The following is a 21,068-nucleotide window of genomic DNA, read 5'->3' on the forward strand; positions in this document are numbered from 1 at the left end:
GGCGCCCTGCCCTCGCATGTCGGCGCTGTGCGCCGCTCAGGTTTCTGGGCTGTCGCTGCGCGGCTCGACGACATGTACGCGCGCCGCGCCCGCCGCGAACTTCAGGTCGAGCTCCTGCCCGCCCGCCAGCGCCGCGCCATCACGCACGATGCGGCCCTGCGCGTCGCGCGCAATGGCATAGCCGCGCGCCAGCGTGTGCTGCGGATCCAGCGTGCGCAACTGCGCGGCCACCGCCGCGATGCGCGCCCGCCGCGCATCCAGATGTCGCGTATGCGCCTGGACCATCCGGCGCGCCAGCGAATTGAGCCGTTCGCCCGCCCGCCCCGTATCAGGGGTTGCGTGCGCCAGGCGCTGCACCGCGAGATCCAGGCGCGCGGCGCGACGGCCATGCGGCCTGCCCCACGCGGCGGCGAGACGGTGCCGCAACGAGTTCAGGCGCTCGGCCTGGTGCGCCAGGCGGCTCGCCGGCGAGATCAATTGCGCTGCCGCGCGATCCAGCCGCTGGGCCGCGATTTCCAGGCGGCGCTGTTGGGCACGCGCCAGGCGCCGGGCCGCCTGACCTACCTGCCCCAGCAGATCGGCGCGCGGCACGCACGCCAGCTCGGCTGCGGCGGTGGGTGTCGGCGCGCGCAGGTCAGCCACGAAGTCGACAATGGTGAAGTCCGTTTCGTGGCCGACGCCGCTGATCACCGGGATCGGGCTGGCCGCCACCAGCCGCGCCAGCGTCTCGTCGTTGAAGCTCCACAGGTCTTCGATACTGCCGCCGCCGCGTACCAGCAACAGCGTGTCCACTTCCTGGCGTGCATTGGCGGCCTGCAGCTGCGCGGCCAGCCGGGCCGCCGCATCCGCCCCCTGCACCGGCGCGGGATAAATCACCACGGGCACTTGCGGCGCGCGACGCGCCAGCGCGGACAGCACGTCGCGCAGAGCCGCCGCGTGCAGCGAAGTGATGACGCCGATCGCCCGGGGCAGCGCCACCGGGGTGCGCTTGGCGGCCGGGTCGAACAGGCCTTCTGATTCCAGTTGCGCCTTCAGGCGCAGGAACGCCTCGTACAGATTGCCCAGCCCGGCGCGCCGCATGGCGTCGGCCTGCAATTGGTAGTCGCCCCGCGGCTCGTACAGCGACACCCGGGCGCGGACTTCTACCTGGTCTCCCGCGCGCGGCACGAACCCCACCGCCGCGGCGCGGCTGCGGAACATCACGGTGCGCACGGCAGCACGGCTGTCTTTCAGCGTGAAGTACCAGTGCCCCGACGCAGCCTGCGTAAAGTTGGATATCTCGCCACGAACCCACACCACCGGGACATTTGTCTCCAGCAACTGCCCTACTGCTTGGTTCAGCTGGGCGACCGTCATGATATCCCGCGTAAATACGTGGTTTTTTACGGGAAATTCAATTGTCATAAGGCTTTCCGGCGGGATATCTGTCCACAGGGCTTGGCGGGCGGGCCCCGATGATATCTCAACGCGCCGCAGCAATTGCGCCTGCCCGCAGCGCTAGCAAATTCGTATCAAGTGTTTGATTTTCAACAATAAATCGAATCTGCCCTTGCGAGCTCCGCTGGCGCGACCCAGCGCAAAAGCAGCATTTATCCGCCTTTGCCGGAAGTTTTGCACAGAATTATCCACAAAAATTGTGGATAGTTGCATTGCCGGGAAGCGGTCTTGCCACGAGCGGCCCAGGGCCGTTACAGTTCGCCCTTGAGCCTGGCCGCCCGAAGCGCGCGGCCATTCCAGGAGCTTCAGACTTGCTGTCCATTTTCCAAGAGGCCGGCTGGCCGATCTGGCCGCTGCTCGCCACGTCCGTGCTGGGCCTGGCCCTGATCGTCGAACGCTTTCTCTCGCTGCGGCGCAGCCTGGTCATGCCCCGCGGGCTGGCCGACCAAGTGGCGGAAATGCAGCGCAACGGGCAGGACGCGCCGGAAGCCCTGTCGCGCCTGGAACGCAACTCGCCGCTGGGCCGCGTGCTGGCCGAGGTGCTGCGGCATCGGCACCAGCCGCGCGAGGTACAGCGCGCCGCCGTCGAGGATGTGGGGCGCGCAGTCGCCCACGATCTGAACCGGTACGTTGCGGCCCTGGGTACAGTGGCGGTCATTGCGCCGCTGATGGGTCTGTTCGGCACCGTGGTCGGCATGATCGAAATCTTCGGCTCGTACACGCCCACAGGCGGCGACCCCGCGCAGCTCGCCCGGGGCATTTCCATCGCGCTCTACAACACCGCGTTCGGCATTCTCATCGCCATTCCGGCAATGATCGCCCACCGCTACTTTCGCGGACGCGTCGACAGCCTGGTCAACGCCATGGAGCAGATTGCCGCCCGGGTGGCGCGCGCAGGCGCGCTGGCGGCGCCGGGCGGCCGCCAGCCATGAATTTCCGGGGCACGCGCGGCAATGCCGACGATCTCGAGATCAACCTGATCCCGCTGATCGACGTACTGCTGGTCATCCTGATCTTCCTGGCCGCCACCACGTCGTTTACCCGCTACACGCAACTGCAGGTCCAACTGCCCGAAGCGGCCATAGAGCTCGAAACGCCGCCGGCCATCGAAGTCGCCATCAGCCGCGACGGCCGCTACGCGGTCAACGGCACGCTGGTGGATGCGCCCGACGCCGCCGACATGGCGCAGGCGCTTTTGCGGGCCGCCGCCGGCCACAGCCAACCGCTGTTGCTCATCAACGCCGATGCGCAGGCCACCCATCAATCGGTGGTCAATGTCATGGAAGCCGCGCGCATGGCCGGTATCGGCAGGGTCAACTTCGCGGCCCAGAACGCCCGGTGAAAGCCGTCGACCGCGCCGCATTCGCACAGCGCCACTGGCAGCGCAACAGCTGGCTGGCCCGCTTGCTGCAACCTCTGGCCGCTATCACGGGCTGGCATGTCGAGCGGCGGCGCGCCCAATTTCGCGCCGGCCGGCGAGCCGTGTACCGCGCGCCGGTGCCGGTGGTGGTCATCGGCAACATCTACGTAGGCGGCACGGGCAAGACGCCGGTGGCCATCGCCACCGTACAGGCGCTGCGCGCAAGCGGCTGGACGCCGGGCGTAGTCAGCCGCGGCTACGGCGCGCAGGTCGGCCCGCAGCCGCGCGTCGGCCAGGGCGAGCTTGCGCCGTCCGACTTCGGTGACGAGCCGGCGCTGATCGCGCGCACGACCGGGGCGCCGGTGGCCGTTCATCCGCGCCGTGCGCTGGCCGCCCAGGCGCTCCTGGCGCGCCACCCCGAAGTGGACGTGATCGTGTCCGACGACGGGCTGCAACATCTTGCGCTGGCCCGCGACATCGAAATCGTGGTCCAGGACGAACGCGGCCTGGGCAACGGCCGCCTGCTGCCGGCCGGCCCCTTGCGCGAGCCGGCCTCCCGGCTCGAATCGGTGGACGTCATCATCACCAATCGGGCGCCCGGCACGCCCCCGGCGCATCATGCCGGCGGGCCCCGGCGCGCCGACATGTGGCTGCAACCGGCCGACGCCCGCCACCTTTCGAGCGACACGCGCCGTCCGCTTGCCGACTTTGCCGATGTGGCCCTGTTCCCTTCTGTGGCCGCGGCGGCCGGGATAGGCAACCCACAGCGCTATTTCGCAACACTGCGGGCGGCGGGGCTGCGGCCCGATCCCTGCCTGGCCTTGCCGGACCACTACGATTACCGGCGATCGCCCTTCGAATCGGTCGGCGCCGCAGCCATCCTCATCACATCCAAAGATGCGATCAAATGCCGCGGCCTGAACGACCCGCGCCTTTGGGAAGTGCCCGTAGAAGCGCATTTTTCCGATCCGGAACTATTCCACTGGCTGGCGGCACGCCTGCGACACGCAATCGGCGACGCCCCGCGCTGAGGCGCCCCAAACTGCTTTAGAATCGCGGCATGGAATCCCGTTTACTCGATACGCTCGTGTGCCCGCTATGCAAGGGCCGCCTCGACTTCGATCGCGCCCAGGCCGAATTGATCTGCCGCGCCGATCGCCTGGCCTACCCCGTGCGCGACGGCATTCCCGTCATGCTCGAGTCGGAAGCCCGGCAACTCGATGCCGCGCGGCCTGACGCCGGCTGAACCGTGAGCTTTGTCGCCCTGATCCCGGCCCGCATGGCATCCACCCGGCTGCCGGACAAGCCGCTGGCCGATATCGTCGGCAAGCCCATGGTTGTGCGCGTCGCCGAACGCGCCGCGCGATCCGGGGCCGCGCGCGTCTGCATCGCCACCGACGATCATCGCGTGGCGCAGGCCGTCGAATCGCATGGCCACCAGGCCCTGCTTACCCGGGCCGACCATCCCACGGGCACCGACCGGCTCGCCGAAGCCATCGAGCACCTGGGCCTGGGCGACGATGCCGTCGTGGTCAATGTGCAGGGCGACGAACCCCTGATCGACCCTGCGCTTATCGATGCCGTCGCGGCCACCCTGCACGAACATCCCGACGCGGCCATCGCCACTTGCGCCTGTCCGGTGGCCGACGCCCGGTCGCTGTTCGACCCCAATGTGGTGAAGGTCGTGTGCGCCGCCGACGGGCGCGCCCTGTATTTTTCGCGTGCACCGATCCCCTGGGCGCGCGACGCCCTGGCGGCCCGGCCCGAAACCCTGGCTCCCGGCCTGCCCGCCCTGCACCATATCGGCCTGTATGCCTATCGCGCCGGCTTCCTGCGCAGGTTCCCGGCGCTGCCGCAAGGCATGCTGGAACGCTACGAAGCCCTTGAGCAACTGCGCGCGCTCGAGCACGGCCACGCAATTGTCGTACACCGCACGCCGCACGCCCCCATGGCGGGCGTCGATACCCCGGCCGACCTGGAACGCGTCCGGCAAATTTACGCCGCCTTATAAGGGGTTTCCCTTGATAGACGCGGCAACATGGGGTGCTGCGTTGCGGCATAATCTTTCCCGGTCAAAAAAATCACCCACCATTCAGGAGCACCCATGCGTCTCATCCTGCTAGGACCTCCCGGCGCCGGCAAAGGCACCCAGGCGGCCTTCGTCACCCAGCACTACGCGATTCCGCAGATCTCCACCGGCGACATGCTGCGCGCGGCCGTGAAAGCAGGCACGCCCCTGGGCCTGGAAGCCAAGAAGGTCATGGATGCGGGCGGCCTGGTGTCCGACGACATCATCATCGGCCTCGTCCAGGACCGCCTGAAGCAACCCGACTGCGCCAACGGCTACCTGTTCGACGGATTCCCGCGCACCATTCCGCAGGCCGACGCACTCAAGAGCGCCGGCGTGGCGCTGGACTACGTCGTTGAAATCGAAGTTCCCGAAGACGACATCATCGAACGCATGAGCGGGCGCCGCGTGCACCCTGCCAGCGGCCGCAGCTACCACCTGCGTTTCAACCCGCCCAAGCAGGAAGGCCTGGACGACATCACCGGCGAACCCCTGGTGCAGCGCGACGACGACCGCGAAGATACCGTGCGCAATCGCCTGGCCGTGTACCAGAAGCAGACCCGCCCGCTGGTGGACTACTACTCCTCGTGGGCGCAGGCCGGCGACGCCAAGGCGCCCAAGTATCGCAAGATCTCCGGCGTGGGCGCCGTCGAAGACATCAAGGCCCGCCTGTTCCAGGCGTTGGCCAGCTGAGCCGCGCACCCGGCAACCTCCCGCGCCGCGACACGTTCGCGGCGCCACCCCATGCAACCGTTTCAGAGATTCCCCCCATGGAAATAGCGAACAAGGTATTTATCGTCACCGGCGGCGCATCGGGCCTGGGCGCCGGCACGGCGCGCATGTTGGTGGACAACGGCGCCAAGGTCGTCATTGCCGACGTACAGGACGAACCCGGCCAGGCGTTGGCCAAAGAGCTGGGCCAGCGCTACGTGCACTGCGACGTCACCCAGGAAGCCGACGGCCGGCAGGCCGTGGCGGCCGCCCTTGAACTTGGGCCGCTGTTCGGCCTGGTCAACTGCGCCGGGGTTGCGCCGGCGGCCAAGATCGTGGGCAAGAACGGCGCTCACCCGCTCGATCTGTTCCAGAAGGTCATCGCGATCAACCTGGTGGGCAGCTTCAACATGATGCGCCTGGCCGCCGAGGCCATGAGCGCCAACACCCCCGAGGCGACCGGCGAGCGCGGCGTGCTGATCAATACCGCCTCCGTGGCCGCGTTCGACGGCCAGATCGGCCAGGCCGCCTACGCCGCGTCCAAGGCCGGCGTGGCGGGCATGACGCTGCCCATCGCGCGCGACCTGGCCAGGACGGGCATCCGCTGCATGACCATCGCCCCGGGTATTTTCGGCACCCCGATGATCTTCGGCATGCCGCAAGAAGTGCAGGATTCACTGGCCGCCAGCATCCCCTTCCCCGCACGCCTCGGCCGCCCCGAAGACTACGCAAAACTCGTCCACAGCATCATCACCAACGACATGCTCAACGGCGAAACGATCCGCCTCGACGGCGCGATCCGCATGCCACCCAAGTAACAGGGCCCGCGCGCGCCCTGGCGGCGCGCGCTTGCACCAACACTCATGGGTCTATTCCGCTCGGCCGCCACCGTCAGCAGCTTTACGTTGCTGTCGCGCATAACCGGCCTGCTTCGCGACATCCTGATCGCGCGCGCCTTTGGCGCGGGGCCGCTCACGGATGCTTTCTGGGTTGCGTTCCGCATCCCCAACCTGTTGCGGCGGCTGTTCGCCGAGGGCGCCTTCGCGCAGGCATTCGTGCCCATTCTGGGCGCGGCGCGCAATGAGCGCAGCCTGTCCGAAGTCCGCACCCTGCTCGACCGCGTAGCCTTGCTGCTCACGCTGGCGCTGATGACGATCACCCTGCTGGGCATCCTGGCTGCGCCCTGGGTCGTCACTGCCATGGCCAGCGGCATGCGCGATGCCGCGCGGGGCGCCGAGTTCGGCGCAGCCGTGTGGATGACGCGCGTGATGTTCCCGTACATCGTGTGCATGTCCCTGGTCGCGTTCGCCTCCGGCGTGCTCAACACCTGGCGGCGCTTCGCCGTTCCGGCCTTCACGCCCGTGCTGCTGAACCTGTCCATGATTGCCGCCTGCCTGTGGTTGGCGCCGCGCATGCAGGTGCCCATCTATGCACTGGCCATCGGCGTCATGGCGGGCGGCGTGGCCCAGCTGGCCATCCAATGGACGGCGCTGGCGCGCCTGGGCCTGCTGCCCCGGCTGCGCACCAGCCCGTCCCTGGCGTGGCGCGATCCCACCGTGCAGCGCATACTCAAGCAGATGGCGCCCGCCACGCTGGGCGTCTCGGTCGCCCAGATTTCACTGCTGATCAACACCAATATTGCAACCTGGCTCACGCCAGGCAGCGTGACCTGGCTGTCGTTCGCCGATCGCCTGATGGAATTTCCCACCGCGTTGCTGGGGGTCGCGCTGGGCACCGTGCTGTTGCCCAGCCTGTCGGCCGCGCACGCGCGGCAGGACGACGCCGCCTATTCGTCATTGCTCGACTGGGGCCTGCGACTGATATTGCTGCTGGGCCTGCCGGCCGCCATGGGGCTGGCCCTGCTGTCGGACGGCCTGGTGGCCACGCTGTTCCATTACGGCGCCTTCAACGCCGGCGACGTGGCGCAGACCCGCCTGGCCGTCGTCTGCTATGCCGCCGGACTGATCGGCATCCTGGGAGTGAAGATCCTCGCCCCCGGTTTCTACGCGCAGCAGGATATCCGCACGCCCGTAAAAATCGCCATCATGGTGCTCGTGGCCACCCAGTTGATGAATCTGGTCCTGGTGCCCGCGCTGGCCCACGCGGGCCTGGCCCTGGCCATCGGCCTGGGCGCCACCCTGAACGCCCTGGCGCTGCTCATCGGGCTGCGGCGCAGGGGGCTGTACCGACCCCAGGCGGGCTGGCCCGCCTTCGTGCTGCGGCTGGTTCCGGGTCTGGGCGCCCTGGCGGCCGTGCTTGTTTACGCAAGCCGTCACCTGGACTGGGTGGCCCTGCAGGCCGCCCCCGCCCATCGGGCGCTATGGCTGGCCGCCGTCTTGTGCGCCAGCGGCGCGGCTTACTTCGCCACGCTGTTTGTCTGCGGCTTCCGGCCACGCGATTTCGCCCGGCGTCGCAACCCCTGAGGTCTTACAAAGTCACGAAAATTGCAGTTTTCGACCAGACCTGTAAATAAACGAGAACTTTTCGCGCTATCATGTAATTTAAAGTAAAAAAAGCATTACTATCTGCGAATGCAAGTGCTTGGTCGCCGTCCGGGGTTGCTTATGGCACCGACTTCTCCCTCCAGCCAGCCGTCTCCCTTGTCTGACCAGGTGGTCAACTGGCTGCTATTGTTGCGTTCCGGCCGCGCAACGCAGCGCGATTACGCCGATTTCATGGCCTGGCGCCAGGCCAATCCGCAACACGACAGCGCATGGCAGCAGCTAGCCGTCACGCTGGGTGGCGGCGCTTTCGGACGCTTGGGTGATACGTACCCGGAAGGATATGAATTCACTCCCCCTGCCGCTCAGGAAGCCCCGGCGCATGCCGCCCCGGTTTCCCCCGCGCGCCGCCGCTTCCTGGCGGGCGCGACCCTGCTGGCCGCGGGGGGCGCCTCGGCCGCCTATATTGGCAATTTCTACTACCCTCTGGGCGGCCTGGCCGCCGATGCGACCACGGGCACTGCCGAGCGGCGCCGTTACAAACTGTCCGACGGCAGCGAACTGCTGCTCGACGCGCGCAGCGAGGTGGACCTGACCTTCACCCCCGGCATGCGCCTGTTGAAACTGCGGGCGGGGGCCGTCATGGTCGCCGCCAGCGCTTACGACGACCGCCAGTTCGTCGTCGAGACCGCCGAGGGTATCGTCCGCTCGGCGGGCAACCGCTATATGGTGCGCCAGTTGCCGCACCGCACCCTGGTGGTGGCGCACGAGGACCCCGTGGCCATCGAAACCCGAGCAGGCATGCACAATGTGCTTGCCCCGGGCATGGGTGTGCGCTTTGATGCCGTGCGCGTCGGCGCGGCACGCGCCGACCTTGCAGCGGCGGCCGCCTGGGAAAACGGCATTATCGACGCGCGCGGCCAACCCCTTGCCGATGTGGTGGACATCCTGCGTCCCTACTACCGTGGCGCCTTGCGGGTATCCATGGCAGCCGGCGGCCTGCCTGTATCGGGGCGATTTCCGCTGGACGACGTGTCCGCTACACTGCGTAGTCTGGAGGCCGGCATGCCCATCACGGTGCGCCGCTACACGCCATGGTTCATATCCATCGGCGTGTCATCGGCCTGAGCCCAGTGACGCTCTTGCCGCAAATACCTTGCAATCTTCGGCAGACTTGTTAGAATATTGGACTTTGCCGAATTCACTACATATCGCAACATGGCCAATACCGCCCAAGCACGCAAACGCGCTCGTCAATCGGTGCAGCGCAACAAGCACAATTCCAGCCTGCGCTCGATGCTGCGCACCGCCATCAAGCGCGTACGCCAAGCCATTGCCGCCGGCGACAAGGCGGCGGCAGGCGAAGTGTTCCAGAAAGCTACCAGCGTGATCGACCGCGTGGCTGACAAGAACATCATCCACAAGAACAAGGCCGCTCGCCACAAGAGCCGCCTGGCCGCCGCCATCAAGGCGCTGGCGTAAGTCATTCTGCCGCCCCATCGCGGGGCGGCATGAATACGGCAATACAAGGGGACGCTCGCGGGCGTCCTTTTTGTCATGGCGCGGTGCTTGCCGCCCCCTTCGTTTACGTGGGAAACGCCTCGCGCAAGGCAAATGTCGCCTGCTTGAACACGCCCAGGTCAGTGCCCACCGCAACGAAGTGCATACCCATGTCAAGGTAGCGGCGCGCATCCGCCGCCACGGGCGCCAGGATACCCACCGCCTTGCCCTGGGCCTTGACGCGCTGGTACAGGTGGCGAATGGCCTCCTGCACTTCGGGATGCCCGGGATTGCCCAGATGGCCCAGCGCTGCCGCCAGATCCGAAGGGCCGATGAATACGCCATCCACGCCTTCGACTGCGGCAATCTCGTCCACCGCCTCGATGCCGGGCCGGCTTTCGATCTGCAGCAGCACGCAGATGTTGTCGTTGATCGTGTGCAGATAATCCGGCACGGAGCCGTACCGGTTGCTGCGCTGCATGCCTGCCACGCCCCGCATGCCTTGCGGCGGATAGCGCGTGGCTGCCACCGCGCGGCGTGCGTCGTCTTCGGATTCGATGAACGGGATCAACAAGTTATAGAACCCGATATCGAGCAGGCGCTTGATCTCGACTGGATCGTTCCATGACGGACGGCCCACCGGCGCGCTGTCACTGCCCTGCAGCGCCTGCAACTGCTGCAGGAACATCGGGATGTCGTTGGGCGAATGCTCGCCATCGAGCAACAGCCAGTCGAAATTTGCCAGGCCGGCCAGTTCGGCCGTGATGTGGCTGGACATGCACATCCAGAAACCGATCAGCCGTTCGCGCGCCAGGATGCGTTGCCGGAAGCGGTTGGGTAACGGTGAGATCATTGCTTTTCCTTGGGATAGCGGGCTCAGTCGGGTTCGGCGCAGCGTTCCCGCTTAATGGATTTCGGGCTCGGGCGCTTCCCCGCCCGCCTGCGGCTCGGTCTGCAGGAAGTCGAAGTCACAGCCGACGTTGGCCTGGCTGACATGCTTCAGGTACAGCACGCCATAGCCACGTTCGAAACGCGGCGGCGGCGGCTGCCAGGCCGCCTTGCGTTGCGCCAGTTCCGCGTCGCTCAGCTGCACGTCCAGACGCCGGTTCGGTACGTCCAGTGTAATCATGTCGCCGTCGCGCACCAGCGCCAGCGGCCCGCCTATGTATGACTCGGGCGCCACGTGCAGCACGCATGCGCCATAGCTGGTGCCGCTCATGCGCGCGTCCGATATACGCACCATGTCGCGCACGCCCTGCTTGAGCAGCTTCTGCGGAATGGGCAGCTGGCCCCATTCGGGCATGCCGGGCGCGCCCTGCGGGCCGGCATTCTGCAGCACGATGACGCTATCGGCGTCGATGTCGAGCTGCGGGTCGTCGATGCGAGCGGCCATGTCGTTGTAGTCGCGGAACACCACCGCGCGGCCCGTATGGACCTGCAGGCGCGCCTCCATTGCCGGCGGCTTGATCACGGCGCCATCGGGCGCAAGATTGCCGCGCAACACCGCCAATCCGTCGCAGGCCACCAGGGCACGGTCGCGCGAGCGGATCACATCGTCGTTGAATACGCGCGCGCCCGCGATATTCTCGCCCAGCGTGCGCCCGTCGACGGTCTGCTGACTGGTGTCGAGCAGGTCGCCCAGCTGCGCCATCAGCGCCCGCAGTCCGCCCGCATAATAAAAATCTTCCATCAGGTACTTGCCGGCCGGGCGCAGGTCGGCCAATACCGGCGTCGTGCGCGCCAGGCTGTCAAAGCGCGCCAGATCAAGCCCGAACCCGCATCGCCGCGCCATCGCGATAAGATGCACCACCGCATTGGTCGAACCCGACAGGGCCAGCGCCACGCGCACGGCGTTATCGAACGACGCGGCCGTCAGCAGGCTGGAAGGCGTGATGTCGTGCCACACCATGTCGACGATGCGCTTGCCCGACAGCGTGGCCATTTGCGCATGGCGCGAATCGGGAGCGGGAATCGACGAATAGCCCGACAGGCACATCCCCAGCGCTTCCACCGCGGCGGTCATCGTGGAAGCCGTGCCCATGGTCATGCAATGACCCGGCGAGCGCGCGATACCGTCTTCAATGCCTTGCCAATCGTCTTCGGTGATGTTGCCGGCGCGCAGTTCGGCCCAGTACTTCCAGGTGTCGGATCCGGAGCCCAGCGTATTGCCGTTCCAGTTGCCGCGCAGCATGGGGCCGGCCGGCACGAAAATCGTGGGCAGGTTCATCGAGGCCGCGCCCATCAGCAGGGCCGGCGTGGTCTTGTCGCAGCCGCCCATCAACACACAGCCATCCGCGGGGTAAGAACGCAGCAGTTCTTCCGTTTCCATGGCCAGCAGGTTGCGGTACAACATGGTGGTCGGCTTCTGGAACGGCTCGGACAGGCTCATCGCCGGCATTTCCACCGGAAAGCCGCCCGCCTGCCAGATGCCGCGCTTGACCTCTTCCACACGCTGCTTGAAATGGCTGTGACAGGGGTTGATGTCGCTCCAGGTGTTGATGATGGCGATGACCGGCTTGCCGGCGTAGTCGGAGCGGTGATACCCCATTTGGGCGGTGCGCGACCGGTGGCCGAATGAACGCAGGTCTTTGACTCCATACCAGCGATGGCTGCGTAGATCTTCGGGACGTTTGCGCTGAGAGTTGTCAGTCATGTCGGGCGGATCCTTCGATAGGTCGTCTGGATGGGGGGCGGGCGCCGGTACGTGCCTGGCGCGTCAGGCGCCCAGCAGATACGGTACGTTGCTGCGCTGGCAGATCGCGCGCAGGCGTTGATCCAATGCGGCCGGCAGCGGAATGCCCTCGCGCAGGCGCCGGTCGCGCTCGGCGGCCTCGGGGTCGCCCGCCACCAGCACGGGCTGCGTGGGGTCCGCGGGCGGCGTATCGCGCAACGTGTCCAGCACGTCGTCCACCTCATCTTCGAACGAGCCCGACTCGCGAAACGCGTCGGGATTGAGCGCCAGGAAGAAATGCCCGATGTCGTCCGGGTCTCCGGGCCGCCGCGTCCGGGCGTGGCGTGCCGCCATCGCGCTGCCACCGAGCGTGCCGCCCAACAGCTGCGCCATCACGGCCAGCCCGTAACCCTTGTGGCTGCTCATGTCGGGCGTGCCGCCCAGCGGCGTCAGCCCCCCTTCGGGGCGATCGAAGATGTACTGCATGGCCTGCGTCGGATCGGTCACGCTATGACCCTGCCCGTCCACCGCCCAGCCTGCGGGCAAGGCCTTGTCGTGGAACTCGTACACCTTGACCTTGTTGGCGGCGACGGTGGTCGTGGCCATGTCGAGCACGAAAGGGTCGTTCTGCGCGGCCGGCGCGGCGAACGCAATGGGGTTGGTGCCCAGCACCGGCATCGATCCATGCGTGGGGACCATGATGAGGGTGGTCGCGCTGCTGGTGACCAGGCCGACCACGCCGCGCTGTGCGGCCATGCGGGCGTAGACGCCAGCCGCGCCGAAGTGATGCGAATTGCGCACCGAAACCGCGCCCACCCCGTATTCGAGCGCCTTGTCCACCGCCAGCTGCATACCCTGGGCCGCCGCCGGGTAGCCCAGGCCGCCCATGCCGTCGAGCAAAGCCGTCGAGGCCGCTTCGCGCACCAGGCGCGGACGTGCGTCAATGCGCAGGGTACCGGCATGCAACTTGGATTCGTAGGACGGCAACATCGAAATGCCGTGCGAATCGATGCCTAGCAGGTCGGTCTCGGCCATGAGCCCGGCCGTGAGGGCGGCCAGGTCGTGGGCCATGCCCCAGGCCACCAGCACCATGAGTATCTGTTCGCGCACCTGCTCGGCGCGCACCCGGGTCACGAAGTCATTGCCGCTGGACTGCACTGAGGTCTCCTGGCTATGCATTTATTGATGGGCGCAGCGTGGGCGAAACGTCAATCGCGCTCGCGGTCGACGAGGCGGTGGCGCGCCTGCCCCAGGTGAAACTGCATCGCCACGCGGGCCCGCTCGCCGTCCTGTTCGCGTATGGCGCCCAGGATGGCGGCATGCTCGTCGGCGACGCGCTGCGCGCGCTGGCGCGAGCCCGTGCGCGTCAGGCTCAGCGACAGGCGCATGAAGCCACTGATGGATTCATGTATGGATTCGAGCACACCCAGGTAATAATCGTTGCCGGTCGCCTGCGCAATACTGGCATGAAAGGCCAGGTCCGCTTCGGGCGATACGTGCCCGCGATCCAGGGCATCGACGAATGCCGCATGCGCCTCGGCAATGGTGCGCAATTCTTCATCGGTGCGGCGCAGGGCAGCCAGCCGCGCGGCATCGCCTTCGAGCGCCATGCGGATTTCCTGGGCCCGAAGGTAGGCGCCCACGTTGCGCACGTCGCTGAACGTCTTGAGCCGCGGCGCGGGCTGCTGGCTGACAAAGGTGCCCAGCCCCTGGTGCGCGGTGATCAGCCCATCGGCACGCAGGCGCAGCAACGCCTCGCGGACCACCGGCCGCGAAACGCCGAATCGCTCGCAGATTTCATGTTCCGACGGAAGCTTGTCGCCGACATTGAGATTGCCGGCGGCGATCTGCTCGAAGATCTGGCCGTACAGCTGGTCGGCCAGCCTTACACGCTGGCCGCGCTCCAGCACCAGCGTGCCGATGGCGGCCTCTCCTGTGCCAGCCTGCGGCTGGGCGGCGGCCATGCCGTCGCCCGCCGGCGCGACGCGGGCCGTTCTGTTGCGTTTCACCTTGCTTCCCTTTGAACGTAGCGCACAACCTGTACGAATCACTCGCGGCGCATGGGCGTGGCGCCCAGGCGCACACACCTATATACCATTTGTGAAGCACCGCCTGCTCAACCACCCGGCGCTCCCTGCGTGTTGACGTACAAGGCATACACAGAATGCGACGAAGCCATGAACAGGCGATTGCGCTGCGCACCGCCGAAACACAGGTTGGCGCAGCGTTCGGGCAGATGGATATGGCCGATCCGCTTGCCCTGCGGCGAAATCACCATGACGCCGTCCTTGCCTTCGCCCATGCCCCAGCCGCACCACAGATTGCCGTCCACATCGCAGCGCATGCCGTCCAGCGTGCCGCCCTGGGCATCCAGGAAGACCCGGCGGTTGGCCAACTGCCGGCCGCCATCGGCCACGTCGTACACATGGATCAGGCGGTTGGGCGTGGCGCGCCCCTCGACCACATAAAGCAGGGCGCCGTCCGGCGAAAAGCACAGCCCGTTGACGCCTTTCAGGTCGGTGATCATGGCAGCGCCCTCGCCCGTGGCCGGATCGATGCGATAAACGGTATGCGGCAGCTGCGCCTGGGCCTTGCGGCCTTCATAGTTGCCGCCGATGCCGAAAGGCGGATCGGAAAACCAGACGGCGCCATCGGTATGGCAGATGACATCGTTGGGCGAGTTCAGCGGCTTGCCCTGGTAGCTGTCCATCAGCACCGTTATCGAACCGTCGTATTCCGTGCGCGTGACGCGTCGGGTAAGGTGTTCGCAGGTGACCAGGCGGCCCTGGCGGTCGCGGGTGTTGCCGTTGGCGTAATTCGACGGCTTGCGAAAGACGCTTACGTTGCCAGTTTCCTCTTCCCATTTCATGATGCGGTCGTTGGGAATATCGCTCCAGAGCAGGAAGCGCCCGTCGCCGAACCATACGGGGCCTTCCGCCCAGCGCATGTCCGTGGCAATGCGCTCGACGCCGGCATTGAACAGGCGGTATGGCTCGAATGCCGGATCCAGCACCTGGATGGCCGGATCGGGATAAACGGGCGATGGCCGCCACGCCAGCGCCGCGCCCGGCAACGCGGCCAGGGCGGCCGCGCCGGCGGTGGCCAGCAGGCGCCGGCGTGAAGCGTCGGCCAAATCGCCGCCGCCGGGGTTTTTCTTGCAAGCATTGCCGCGTGGCCGCATATCGGCATCATGCATCGCGTGTCTCCGGTATAAAGCGCTGCGTGGAAAAACCTTGCGCCGGCGCCCGTCTATCGCGGGCTTGCCCGATCAGGCCGGCACGACTTCCTTGTCCCACTGCAGCAGTGCGCGCGCCACCGGGGCCACGCGCTGGCGATCCTGCTCGGACAAGCCGGTCACCAAGGGCAGCATCGGCCCCATGTCGGCCACGCCCGCCAGCGTCACGGCGTCGTGCAGCACGCGGATGGGGCTGATCTCGTCGCGGCAGTCTTCCATGCCCAGGTACTGTGCGCGCACCTGCTCGGCCTCGTCGAAGCGCCCGGCGTGCAACAGCTGCAACATGCGCATCGCGCCGCGCGGAGCGATGCACACCGAGCCCGACGTAAAGCTCTTGAGCCCGAATTTGCGGAAATGCGTAATGGCCGGCCGCTCGCCGCTGCCGCTGACCAGCCAGCGCGGGTCGATGGCCCGCAGCAGAGATTCGAGGTAGGGATCGTCGGCCGGATCCGGGCACACGACCGCATACTTGAGCGCGACGATGCGCTGTTCTTCGATCAATCGGGCAAGCGTGGCCGGCGCCAGGTAGCCGGAACTCTTCAGGTACACCACCACCGGCTTGCCCAGCGCATCGCTGAAGCGCCGGATCCCATCTGCCAGCCCCGCATCGGTATAGGGAAACGACATCGGCAGCAGCATGGCGGTGGGAAATTCGCGGCTGCGCAGGATGGCGGCCTGGTCCATCAGCTTGCCGAAGTCGGGCCCGGCCGACGGCAGCACCCAGGTGTCCGCCCCCGCGCTTTCGGCCAGGAAGTCGACCACGCGCGCGTATTCACTGACGCTGATGTTGTAGAAATTGGCATTGCCGCCGTACATCACGCTGCGCACGCCGCCTTGCTCCAGGTGGCGCAACAGCGCGCGGTTGGCTGCCTCGTCCGGCGACAAGTCGGCCTGGCGCGCAAAGGGGGGCACGGCAATCACGGATCGCTGCAGGTCGGCCGTGCTGACCGGTGTGGTTTTCATGGCGGAATTCTCCTGGATGCCAGAGGTAAGACAAGTGTCCAAAAAAGTATACTTGGTTGACAAGTGAATGCTCAATACATATATTTGTTTGACAACATGAATTACCGGCGGCACAGGCAGAAGCGCCGCGCAGGCCTTCGCGCCCCACCGCGCGGGCGCTGGCTTTTCCCACCACAAGACATGCGCCTTCCGAGCGCCAGGAGACACCCGCAATGCTTGCAAAACCCGCGTTCCGTTCCGCAATGGCCGCGCTGGGCGCTGCCGCCCTGTTTGCGGTGGCGCCCGCAGGCGCAGCCGACGACTACCCCGCCCGCCAGGTCACCATCCTGGTGCCCTTCCCCGCCGGCGGCACCACAGACATCGCGGCGCGGGTCGTGGCCGCCGAACTCGGCAAAGCCTGGAACCAGCCGGTCGTGGTCGACAACCGCGCCGGCGCCGGCGGCAACGTAGGCACGGCCGAAGCCGCTCGCGCCCGCCCCGATGGCTATACCCTGCTGATGGGCACCGTCAGCACCCACGCCATCAATCAGTCGGTCTATGCCCGGCTGCCCTATGATCCGGTAAAGGATTTCACGCCGGTCACCATGGTCATACCGGTGCCCAACATCCTCGAACTCAATCCCGCGTTCGCGGATCGCAACAACATCCGTTCGGTCGCCGACCTGATCGCGTACCTGAAAGCCAACCCCGGCAAGGTGAACATGGCGTCCACGGGCAACGGCACCTCCACTCACCTGTCGGGTGAACTGTTCATGGCCATGACCGGCACCAGGATGACCCATGTGCCTTACAAGGGCAGCAGCCCCGCGCTCACCGACGTCATGAGCGGCTCGGCCGACCTGATCTTCGACAACCTGCCCTCGTCGATGGGCTTCCTGAAGGCAGGCAAGTTGCGGCCGCTTGCCGTCACCAGCGCCGAGCGCTCACCCGCCCTGCCCGATGTTCCCACGATGGCGCAGGCCGGCGTCGACGGCTACGATGCATCCAGCTGGTTCGGCCTGCTGGCGCCGGCAGGCACTGCCCGGCCCATCGTCGACAAGGTGCAGCGCGATGTCGCGAAGATCCTGCAGGACCCGGCCGTGCGCGAGCGCTTCGTTGCCCTGGGTGCGCAGCCGCAATCCATGACGCCCGCCGAGTTCGGGCAGTTCATGGCGCAGGAAACCGCCAAGTGGGCCAAGGCGGTGCAGCAGTCGGGCGCGCGGGTCGACTGACCCGCTTAATTTCCAGGCCGCTGGCGCGCGTGGCCGGCGGCTGTTCCCAACAACACGCGCACCAGGAGACATCGTGAACAAACTGATCAGTGCTATCGCCACTGCCAGCCTGGCCTTGCTGGGCGGCCAGGCCGCGCACGCGGCCTCGTATCCCGACAAGCCGGTCACCGTGATCGTTCCGTTCGTGCCGGGCGGCTCGTCTGACATTACGGCGCGCTCGGTGCTGCCGGGCATGCAGAAGCAGCTGGGCCAGACGTTCGTGGCCGAGAACAAGCCGGGCGCCAACAGCGCCATCGGCGCGCAGGCCCTGGCCCGCGCTCCCGCCGACGGTTACACCATGATGGTGGGCTCGATCGGCACCTTCGCCATCAACGAAGCGTTGTACAAAGAACTCGCCTACAACCCCAGCAAGGACTTCCGGTACCTGACACAGGCCGTGCGCAATCCCAACGTGCTGGTCGCGCCGCCCTCGTTTGCGCCCAACACGGTGGCCGAGCTCGTCGAGTATGCGAAAAAGCATCCTGGCGAAGTCTCTTACGCATCGTCGGGCACGGGGTCGTCCGATCACCTGTCGGCAATCCTGTTCCGCCAGCGCACCGGGACCACGGGCGTCGATGTGCCCTACCGCGGCGGCGCTGCGGCCATCGCCGACCTGCTGGGCTCGCAGGTCAATGTGTCGTTCCAGAATCTGGGCGCGGTTCAGAAGCACGTACTGGCAGGCAAGCTGAAGGCGCTGGCCATTACGGGCGAAAAGCGCGCGCCCGACCTGCCCGATGTGCCCACGCTGGCCGAAGCCGGCATTCCCGACATGGTGGTGTATTCGTGGCAGGGCTTTGCCGTGCCCAAGGACACCCCCGCGCCCGTGGCAAAAACGCTGTCCGACGCCCTGCGCAAGACGCTGCGCGAGCCCGATGTCACCAAGACGCTGCAAGGCCTGGGCTTCGAGGTTGTGGCCAATTCCCCCGAAGAATTCACCGCCTTCCAGCAAGCCGAGGTCAAGCGCTGGAAACAGGTGATCAAAGACGCCGGCATCCAGTTGCAGTGACACGAGGCTCGCGCCCGGGCCGGCATGCACAGGCCGGCCCGTAATCAAGTAGCATTTGAGCTTTCCTCCCTGATAGCGCTTACACGACATGGCCTCCAAGCATCGCATCCTGCAGGTCGGCTCCCTGGCCGGTTCTCCGTCGGCCAACCAGCGGCTGGCCGACGCCTATGACGTCCTCGAACTCTGGAAGCACACCGACCGCAAGGCTGCGCTGGCCGAGTACGGCAAGGGCATCACCGCCCTGGTCACCTCGGCCACCATGGGCGCCAACGCCGAATTGATCGAGGCGCTGCCCGACCTGAAGTCCATCTGCAGTTGGGGCGTGGGATACGAAACCATCGATCTGCAGGCCGCGCGTGCGCGCGGCGTAATGGTCAGCAACACCCCCGACGTACTCACCGACTGCGTGGCGGACCTGGCCTGGGGCCTGATCATCGCCGGGGCGCGCCGCATGACCCTGGGCGACCGCTACGTGCGGGCGGGACGTTGGGGCCAGGTCCACGGCAACATCCCCCTGGGCACGCGCGTCAGCGGCAAGAAGCTCGGCATCGTGGGGCTGGGCCGCATCGGCCAGGCCATCGCCCGGCGTGGCCAGGGCTTCGACATGGATGTGCGCTACCACAACCGTCGCCCGCGCGAAGACTCGCCGTACGGCTACGAAGCGACGCTGGTCGAACTGGCGCGCTGGGCCGACTTCCTGGTGGTGGCCACCGTGGGCGGGCCGCAGACCCGGCACCTGGTCAACCAGGAAGTCATCGAGGCGCTCGGTCCCAAGGGCATCATCGTCAACATCGCGCGCGGCCCCGTCATCGACGAACAGGCGCTGGTCACCGCGCTCGAAAATGGCAAGCTGGGCGGCGCCGCGCTGGACGTCTTCGAGCACGAACCCAACGTTCCGGACGCCCTGAAAACCAGCGACAACACCGTGCTGCTGCCCCACATCGGCAGCGCGACGTATGAAACCCGGATGGCCATGGAAGACCTGATGCTGGAAAACCTGCAGTCGTTCTTCCAGACCGGCAAACTGGTGACGCCGGTCGAGTAAGCCAGCCGGCCGTGCCGGCCGGCACGGGGGCCGCGTCAGACTTCGCGCTCTTCGGTCCTGAGGTTGTTGTCGTGGGCAAAATCGACCACGAACTTATATGCCAGCGGTTCTAGCTCGCGCAGACGCTGGTCGACCACGATGCCGCGCACGCCGTCGATCATGACGGGCACCACATACGGAGAATACGTCAGGTGGCTGCCCGTGGATCCCGGTGGCCGGAACTGCGCCATGACGCCGGCCAGACGTTCGGCCCAGTCGCTCGGCCGGAACCGGGCGCCACTTTCGGTAACGCCGTGGATAACGAATTGTTTGACGCGAGTTGCCATGTATTTTTCACCACGGGCTGCGTGTGCAGGGTCCAGACTGGCCAGGCACCAAAGATGCGGCCCGCGCCGCGAATTGTATATGATTGCTCTTTTGGCCCTGCCGTCTCGACCATGACACCTCCCACGCACCAGACCGGCCCCTTGCGGCACTTCCTGCAGTTCCGGGACTTTTCTCCGGCCGAAATCGCCTATGTGCTCGACCGCGCCCGCCTGATCAAAGACAAGTTCAAGCGCTACGAGCCCCATATGCCGCTGCACGACCGCACCCTGGCCATGGTGTTCGAAAAAGCCAGCACCCGCACCCGCGTGTCATTCGAGGCGGGCATGTACCAGATGGGCGGCTCGGTCATCAACCTGACATCGAACGATTCGCAGCTGGGCCGGGCCGAGCCCGTCGAAGACACGGCGCGCGTGATTTCGCGCATGGTCGATATCGTCATGATCCGCACCTTCGAGCAAACCCGCATCGAGCGCTTTGCCGCGCATTCCCGGGTGCCGGTCATCAACGGACTTACCAACGAATACCACCCCTGCCAGATCCTTGCCGACCTGTTCACCTTCATCGAACATCGCGGGCCTATCGCAGGCAAAACCGTGGCCTGGATCGGCGACGCCAACAACATGTCGTATACCTGGCTGCAGGCAGCCGAGATGCTGGGTTTCACCCTGCACGTCTCGTCCCCGCCGGGCTACGAACTCGATCCGGCGCGAGTGGGCGCGCCGCCTGCCGGCGTGCTGCGCCAGTTCGCCGACCCCATCGAGGCCTGCCGCGGCGCGCACCTGGTCACCACCGACGTCTGGACCAGCATGGGCTACGAAGCCGAGAACGACGCCCGCCGCGCGGCCTTCGCCGACTGGTGCGTCGACGCCGAAATGATGGCTGCCGCCGACCCCCAGGCAATCTTCATGCACTGCCTGCCGGCCCATCGTGGCGAGGAAGTCACCGGCGAAGTCATCGACGGCCCGCAAAGCGTGGTCTGGGACGAAGCCGAAAACCGGCTGCACGTCCAGAAGGCCCTGATGGAATTCCTGCTGCTGGGCCGCGTCGAATAGCG

General features: G+C 66.7%; 22 protein-coding genes. 14 read left to right on the forward strand and 8 right to left on the reverse strand.

The genetic code is table 11. The features are described 5' to 3' along the window. Positions 1-36: 36 nt before the first annotated feature. On the reverse strand, positions 37-1,404 hold the full coding sequence (gene xseA, locus CAL18_RS08000) for an exodeoxyribonuclease VII large subunit (protein WP_038851862.1): 1,368 nt from the start codon (positions 1,402-1,404) through the stop codon (positions 37-39). A 344-nt stretch (positions 1,405-1,748) separates the two neighbouring features. Between xseA and CAL18_RS08005 the strand changes: the two genes are divergently transcribed. The 10 genes from CAL18_RS08005 to rpsT all read left to right on the forward strand — a co-directional run bounded on the left by CAL18_RS08005 (position 1,749) and on the right by rpsT (position 9,499). After that, the gene (locus CAL18_RS08005) at positions 1,749-2,369 is read left to right on the forward strand and encodes a MotA/TolQ/ExbB proton channel family protein (RefSeq protein WP_026638009.1); all 621 of its coding nucleotides are present in this window, start codon (positions 1,749-1,751) and stop codon (positions 2,367-2,369) included. Further along, positions 2,366-2,779 (forward strand): ExbD/TolR family protein, encoded by a 414-nt coding sequence (locus CAL18_RS08010; RefSeq protein ID WP_026638010.1) that lies wholly within the window; start codon positions 2,366-2,368, stop codon positions 2,777-2,779. Before CAL18_RS08005 ends, CAL18_RS08010 begins: the two co-directional genes overlap by 4 nt. Beyond that, complete coding sequence (gene lpxK, locus CAL18_RS08015; protein WP_094796648.1) at positions 2,776-3,828, forward strand: tetraacyldisaccharide 4'-kinase; 1,053 nt, start codon at positions 2,776-2,778, stop codon at positions 3,826-3,828. Before CAL18_RS08010 ends, lpxK begins: the two co-directional genes overlap by 4 nt. Positions 3,829-3,857: 29 nt before the next feature. Next, positions 3,858-4,043, forward strand: coding sequence for a Trm112 family protein (locus CAL18_RS08020; RefSeq protein WP_026638012.1), 186 nt, complete (start codon positions 3,858-3,860; stop codon positions 4,041-4,043). 3 nt (positions 4,044-4,046) lie between these two features. Further along, positions 4,047-4,808: a 3-deoxy-manno-octulosonate cytidylyltransferase gene (kdsB, locus tag CAL18_RS08025; protein WP_094796649.1), complete on the forward strand. Its 762-nt coding sequence runs from the start codon at positions 4,047-4,049 to the stop codon at positions 4,806-4,808. 93 nt (positions 4,809-4,901) lie between these two features. Further along, positions 4,902-5,558: an adenylate kinase gene (gene adk, locus CAL18_RS08030; RefSeq protein ID WP_026638014.1), complete on the forward strand. Its 657-nt coding sequence runs from the start codon at positions 4,902-4,904 to the stop codon at positions 5,556-5,558. Between the two features lie 77 nt (positions 5,559-5,635). Next, a complete protein-coding gene (locus tag CAL18_RS08035) occupies positions 5,636-6,394 on the forward strand; it encodes a 3-hydroxyacyl-CoA dehydrogenase (RefSeq protein WP_026638015.1) in 759 nt (252 codons plus the stop codon). A 45-nt stretch (positions 6,395-6,439) separates the two neighbouring features. Further along, positions 6,440-7,999 carry a murein biosynthesis integral membrane protein MurJ gene (murJ, locus tag CAL18_RS08040; protein ID WP_094796651.1) on the forward strand — a complete coding sequence of 520 codons (1,560 nt, stop codon included), beginning with the start codon at positions 6,440-6,442 and terminating at the stop codon, positions 7,997-7,999. Between the two features lie 141 nt (positions 8,000-8,140). Next, positions 8,141-9,145: a FecR family protein gene (locus tag CAL18_RS08045; RefSeq protein ID WP_094796652.1), complete on the forward strand. Its 1,005-nt coding sequence runs from the start codon at positions 8,141-8,143 to the stop codon at positions 9,143-9,145. A 90-nt stretch (positions 9,146-9,235) separates the two neighbouring features. Then, positions 9,236-9,499 (forward strand): 30S ribosomal protein S20, encoded by a 264-nt coding sequence (rpsT, locus tag CAL18_RS08050; RefSeq protein WP_026638018.1) that lies wholly within the window; start codon positions 9,236-9,238, stop codon positions 9,497-9,499. Positions 9,500-9,602: 103 nt separating this feature from the next. Here the strand turns inward: rpsT and garL are convergent, their stop codons facing one another. The 6 genes from garL to CAL18_RS08080 form a co-directional block, all read right to left on the reverse strand. After that, entirely contained in the window at positions 9,603-10,370 is a 768-nt protein-coding gene (garL, locus tag CAL18_RS08055) for a 2-dehydro-3-deoxyglucarate aldolase (protein ID WP_026638019.1), read from the reverse strand. Between the two features lie 51 nt (positions 10,371-10,421). Then, on the reverse strand, positions 10,422-12,170 hold the full coding sequence (gene araD / locus CAL18_RS08060; RefSeq protein WP_026638020.1) for an L-arabinonate dehydratase: 1,749 nt from the start codon (positions 12,168-12,170) through the stop codon (positions 10,422-10,424). Positions 12,171-12,233: 63 nt separating this feature from the next. Further along, positions 12,234-13,346, reverse strand: a complete 1,113-nt coding sequence (locus CAL18_RS08065; RefSeq protein ID WP_283162340.1) for an Ldh family oxidoreductase — start codon at positions 13,344-13,346, stop codon at positions 12,234-12,236. Positions 13,347-13,396: 50 nt separating this feature from the next. Next, positions 13,397-14,152: a FadR/GntR family transcriptional regulator gene (locus CAL18_RS08070; RefSeq protein ID WP_051423598.1), complete on the reverse strand. Its 756-nt coding sequence runs from the start codon at positions 14,150-14,152 to the stop codon at positions 13,397-13,399. A gap of 152 nt (positions 14,153-14,304) precedes the next feature. Then, positions 14,305-15,369: an SMP-30/gluconolactonase/LRE family protein gene (locus tag CAL18_RS08075; protein ID WP_432759140.1), complete on the reverse strand. Its 1,065-nt coding sequence runs from the start codon at positions 15,367-15,369 to the stop codon at positions 14,305-14,307. An 87-nt stretch (positions 15,370-15,456) separates the two neighbouring features. Further along, a complete protein-coding gene (locus CAL18_RS08080; RefSeq protein WP_026638025.1) occupies positions 15,457-16,386 on the reverse strand; it encodes a dihydrodipicolinate synthase family protein in 930 nt (309 codons plus the stop codon). A 212-nt stretch (positions 16,387-16,598) separates the two neighbouring features. Here CAL18_RS08080 and CAL18_RS08085 point away from each other — a divergent pair, with 212 nt between their 5' ends. The 3 genes from CAL18_RS08085 (at position 16,599) to CAL18_RS08095 (ending at position 19,687) form a co-directional block, all read left to right on the forward strand. Further along, on the forward strand, positions 16,599-17,597 hold the full coding sequence (locus tag CAL18_RS08085; RefSeq protein WP_026638026.1) for a Bug family tripartite tricarboxylate transporter substrate binding protein: 999 nt from the start codon (positions 16,599-16,601) through the stop codon (positions 17,595-17,597). A 73-nt stretch (positions 17,598-17,670) separates the two neighbouring features. After that, positions 17,671-18,642 (forward strand): Bug family tripartite tricarboxylate transporter substrate binding protein, encoded by a 972-nt coding sequence (locus CAL18_RS08090; protein WP_026638027.1) that lies wholly within the window; start codon positions 17,671-17,673, stop codon positions 18,640-18,642. Positions 18,643-18,730: 88 nt separating this feature from the next. After that, positions 18,731-19,687: a 2-hydroxyacid dehydrogenase gene (locus tag CAL18_RS08095; RefSeq protein ID WP_094817654.1), complete on the forward strand. Its 957-nt coding sequence runs from the start codon at positions 18,731-18,733 to the stop codon at positions 19,685-19,687. 35 nt (positions 19,688-19,722) lie between these two features. Here CAL18_RS08095 and CAL18_RS08100 read toward each other — a convergent pair whose 3' ends face one another. Beyond that, complete coding sequence (locus CAL18_RS08100) at positions 19,723-20,013, reverse strand: DUF3579 domain-containing protein (protein WP_026638029.1); 291 nt, start codon at positions 20,011-20,013, stop codon at positions 19,723-19,725. A 111-nt stretch (positions 20,014-20,124) separates the two neighbouring features. On the opposite strand from CAL18_RS08100, the gene argF reads away from it, so the two are divergent. Continuing rightward, positions 20,125-21,066 carry an ornithine carbamoyltransferase gene (gene argF / locus CAL18_RS08105; RefSeq protein WP_026638030.1) on the forward strand — a complete coding sequence of 314 codons (942 nt, stop codon included), beginning with the start codon at positions 20,125-20,127 and terminating at the stop codon, positions 21,064-21,066. Positions 21,067-21,068: the final 2 nt, after the last annotated feature.

It is taken from the genome of Bordetella genomosp. 7, assembly GCF_002261415.1.
Classification (GTDB): Bacteria; Pseudomonadota; Gammaproteobacteria; order Burkholderiales; family Burkholderiaceae_B; genus Bordetella_A.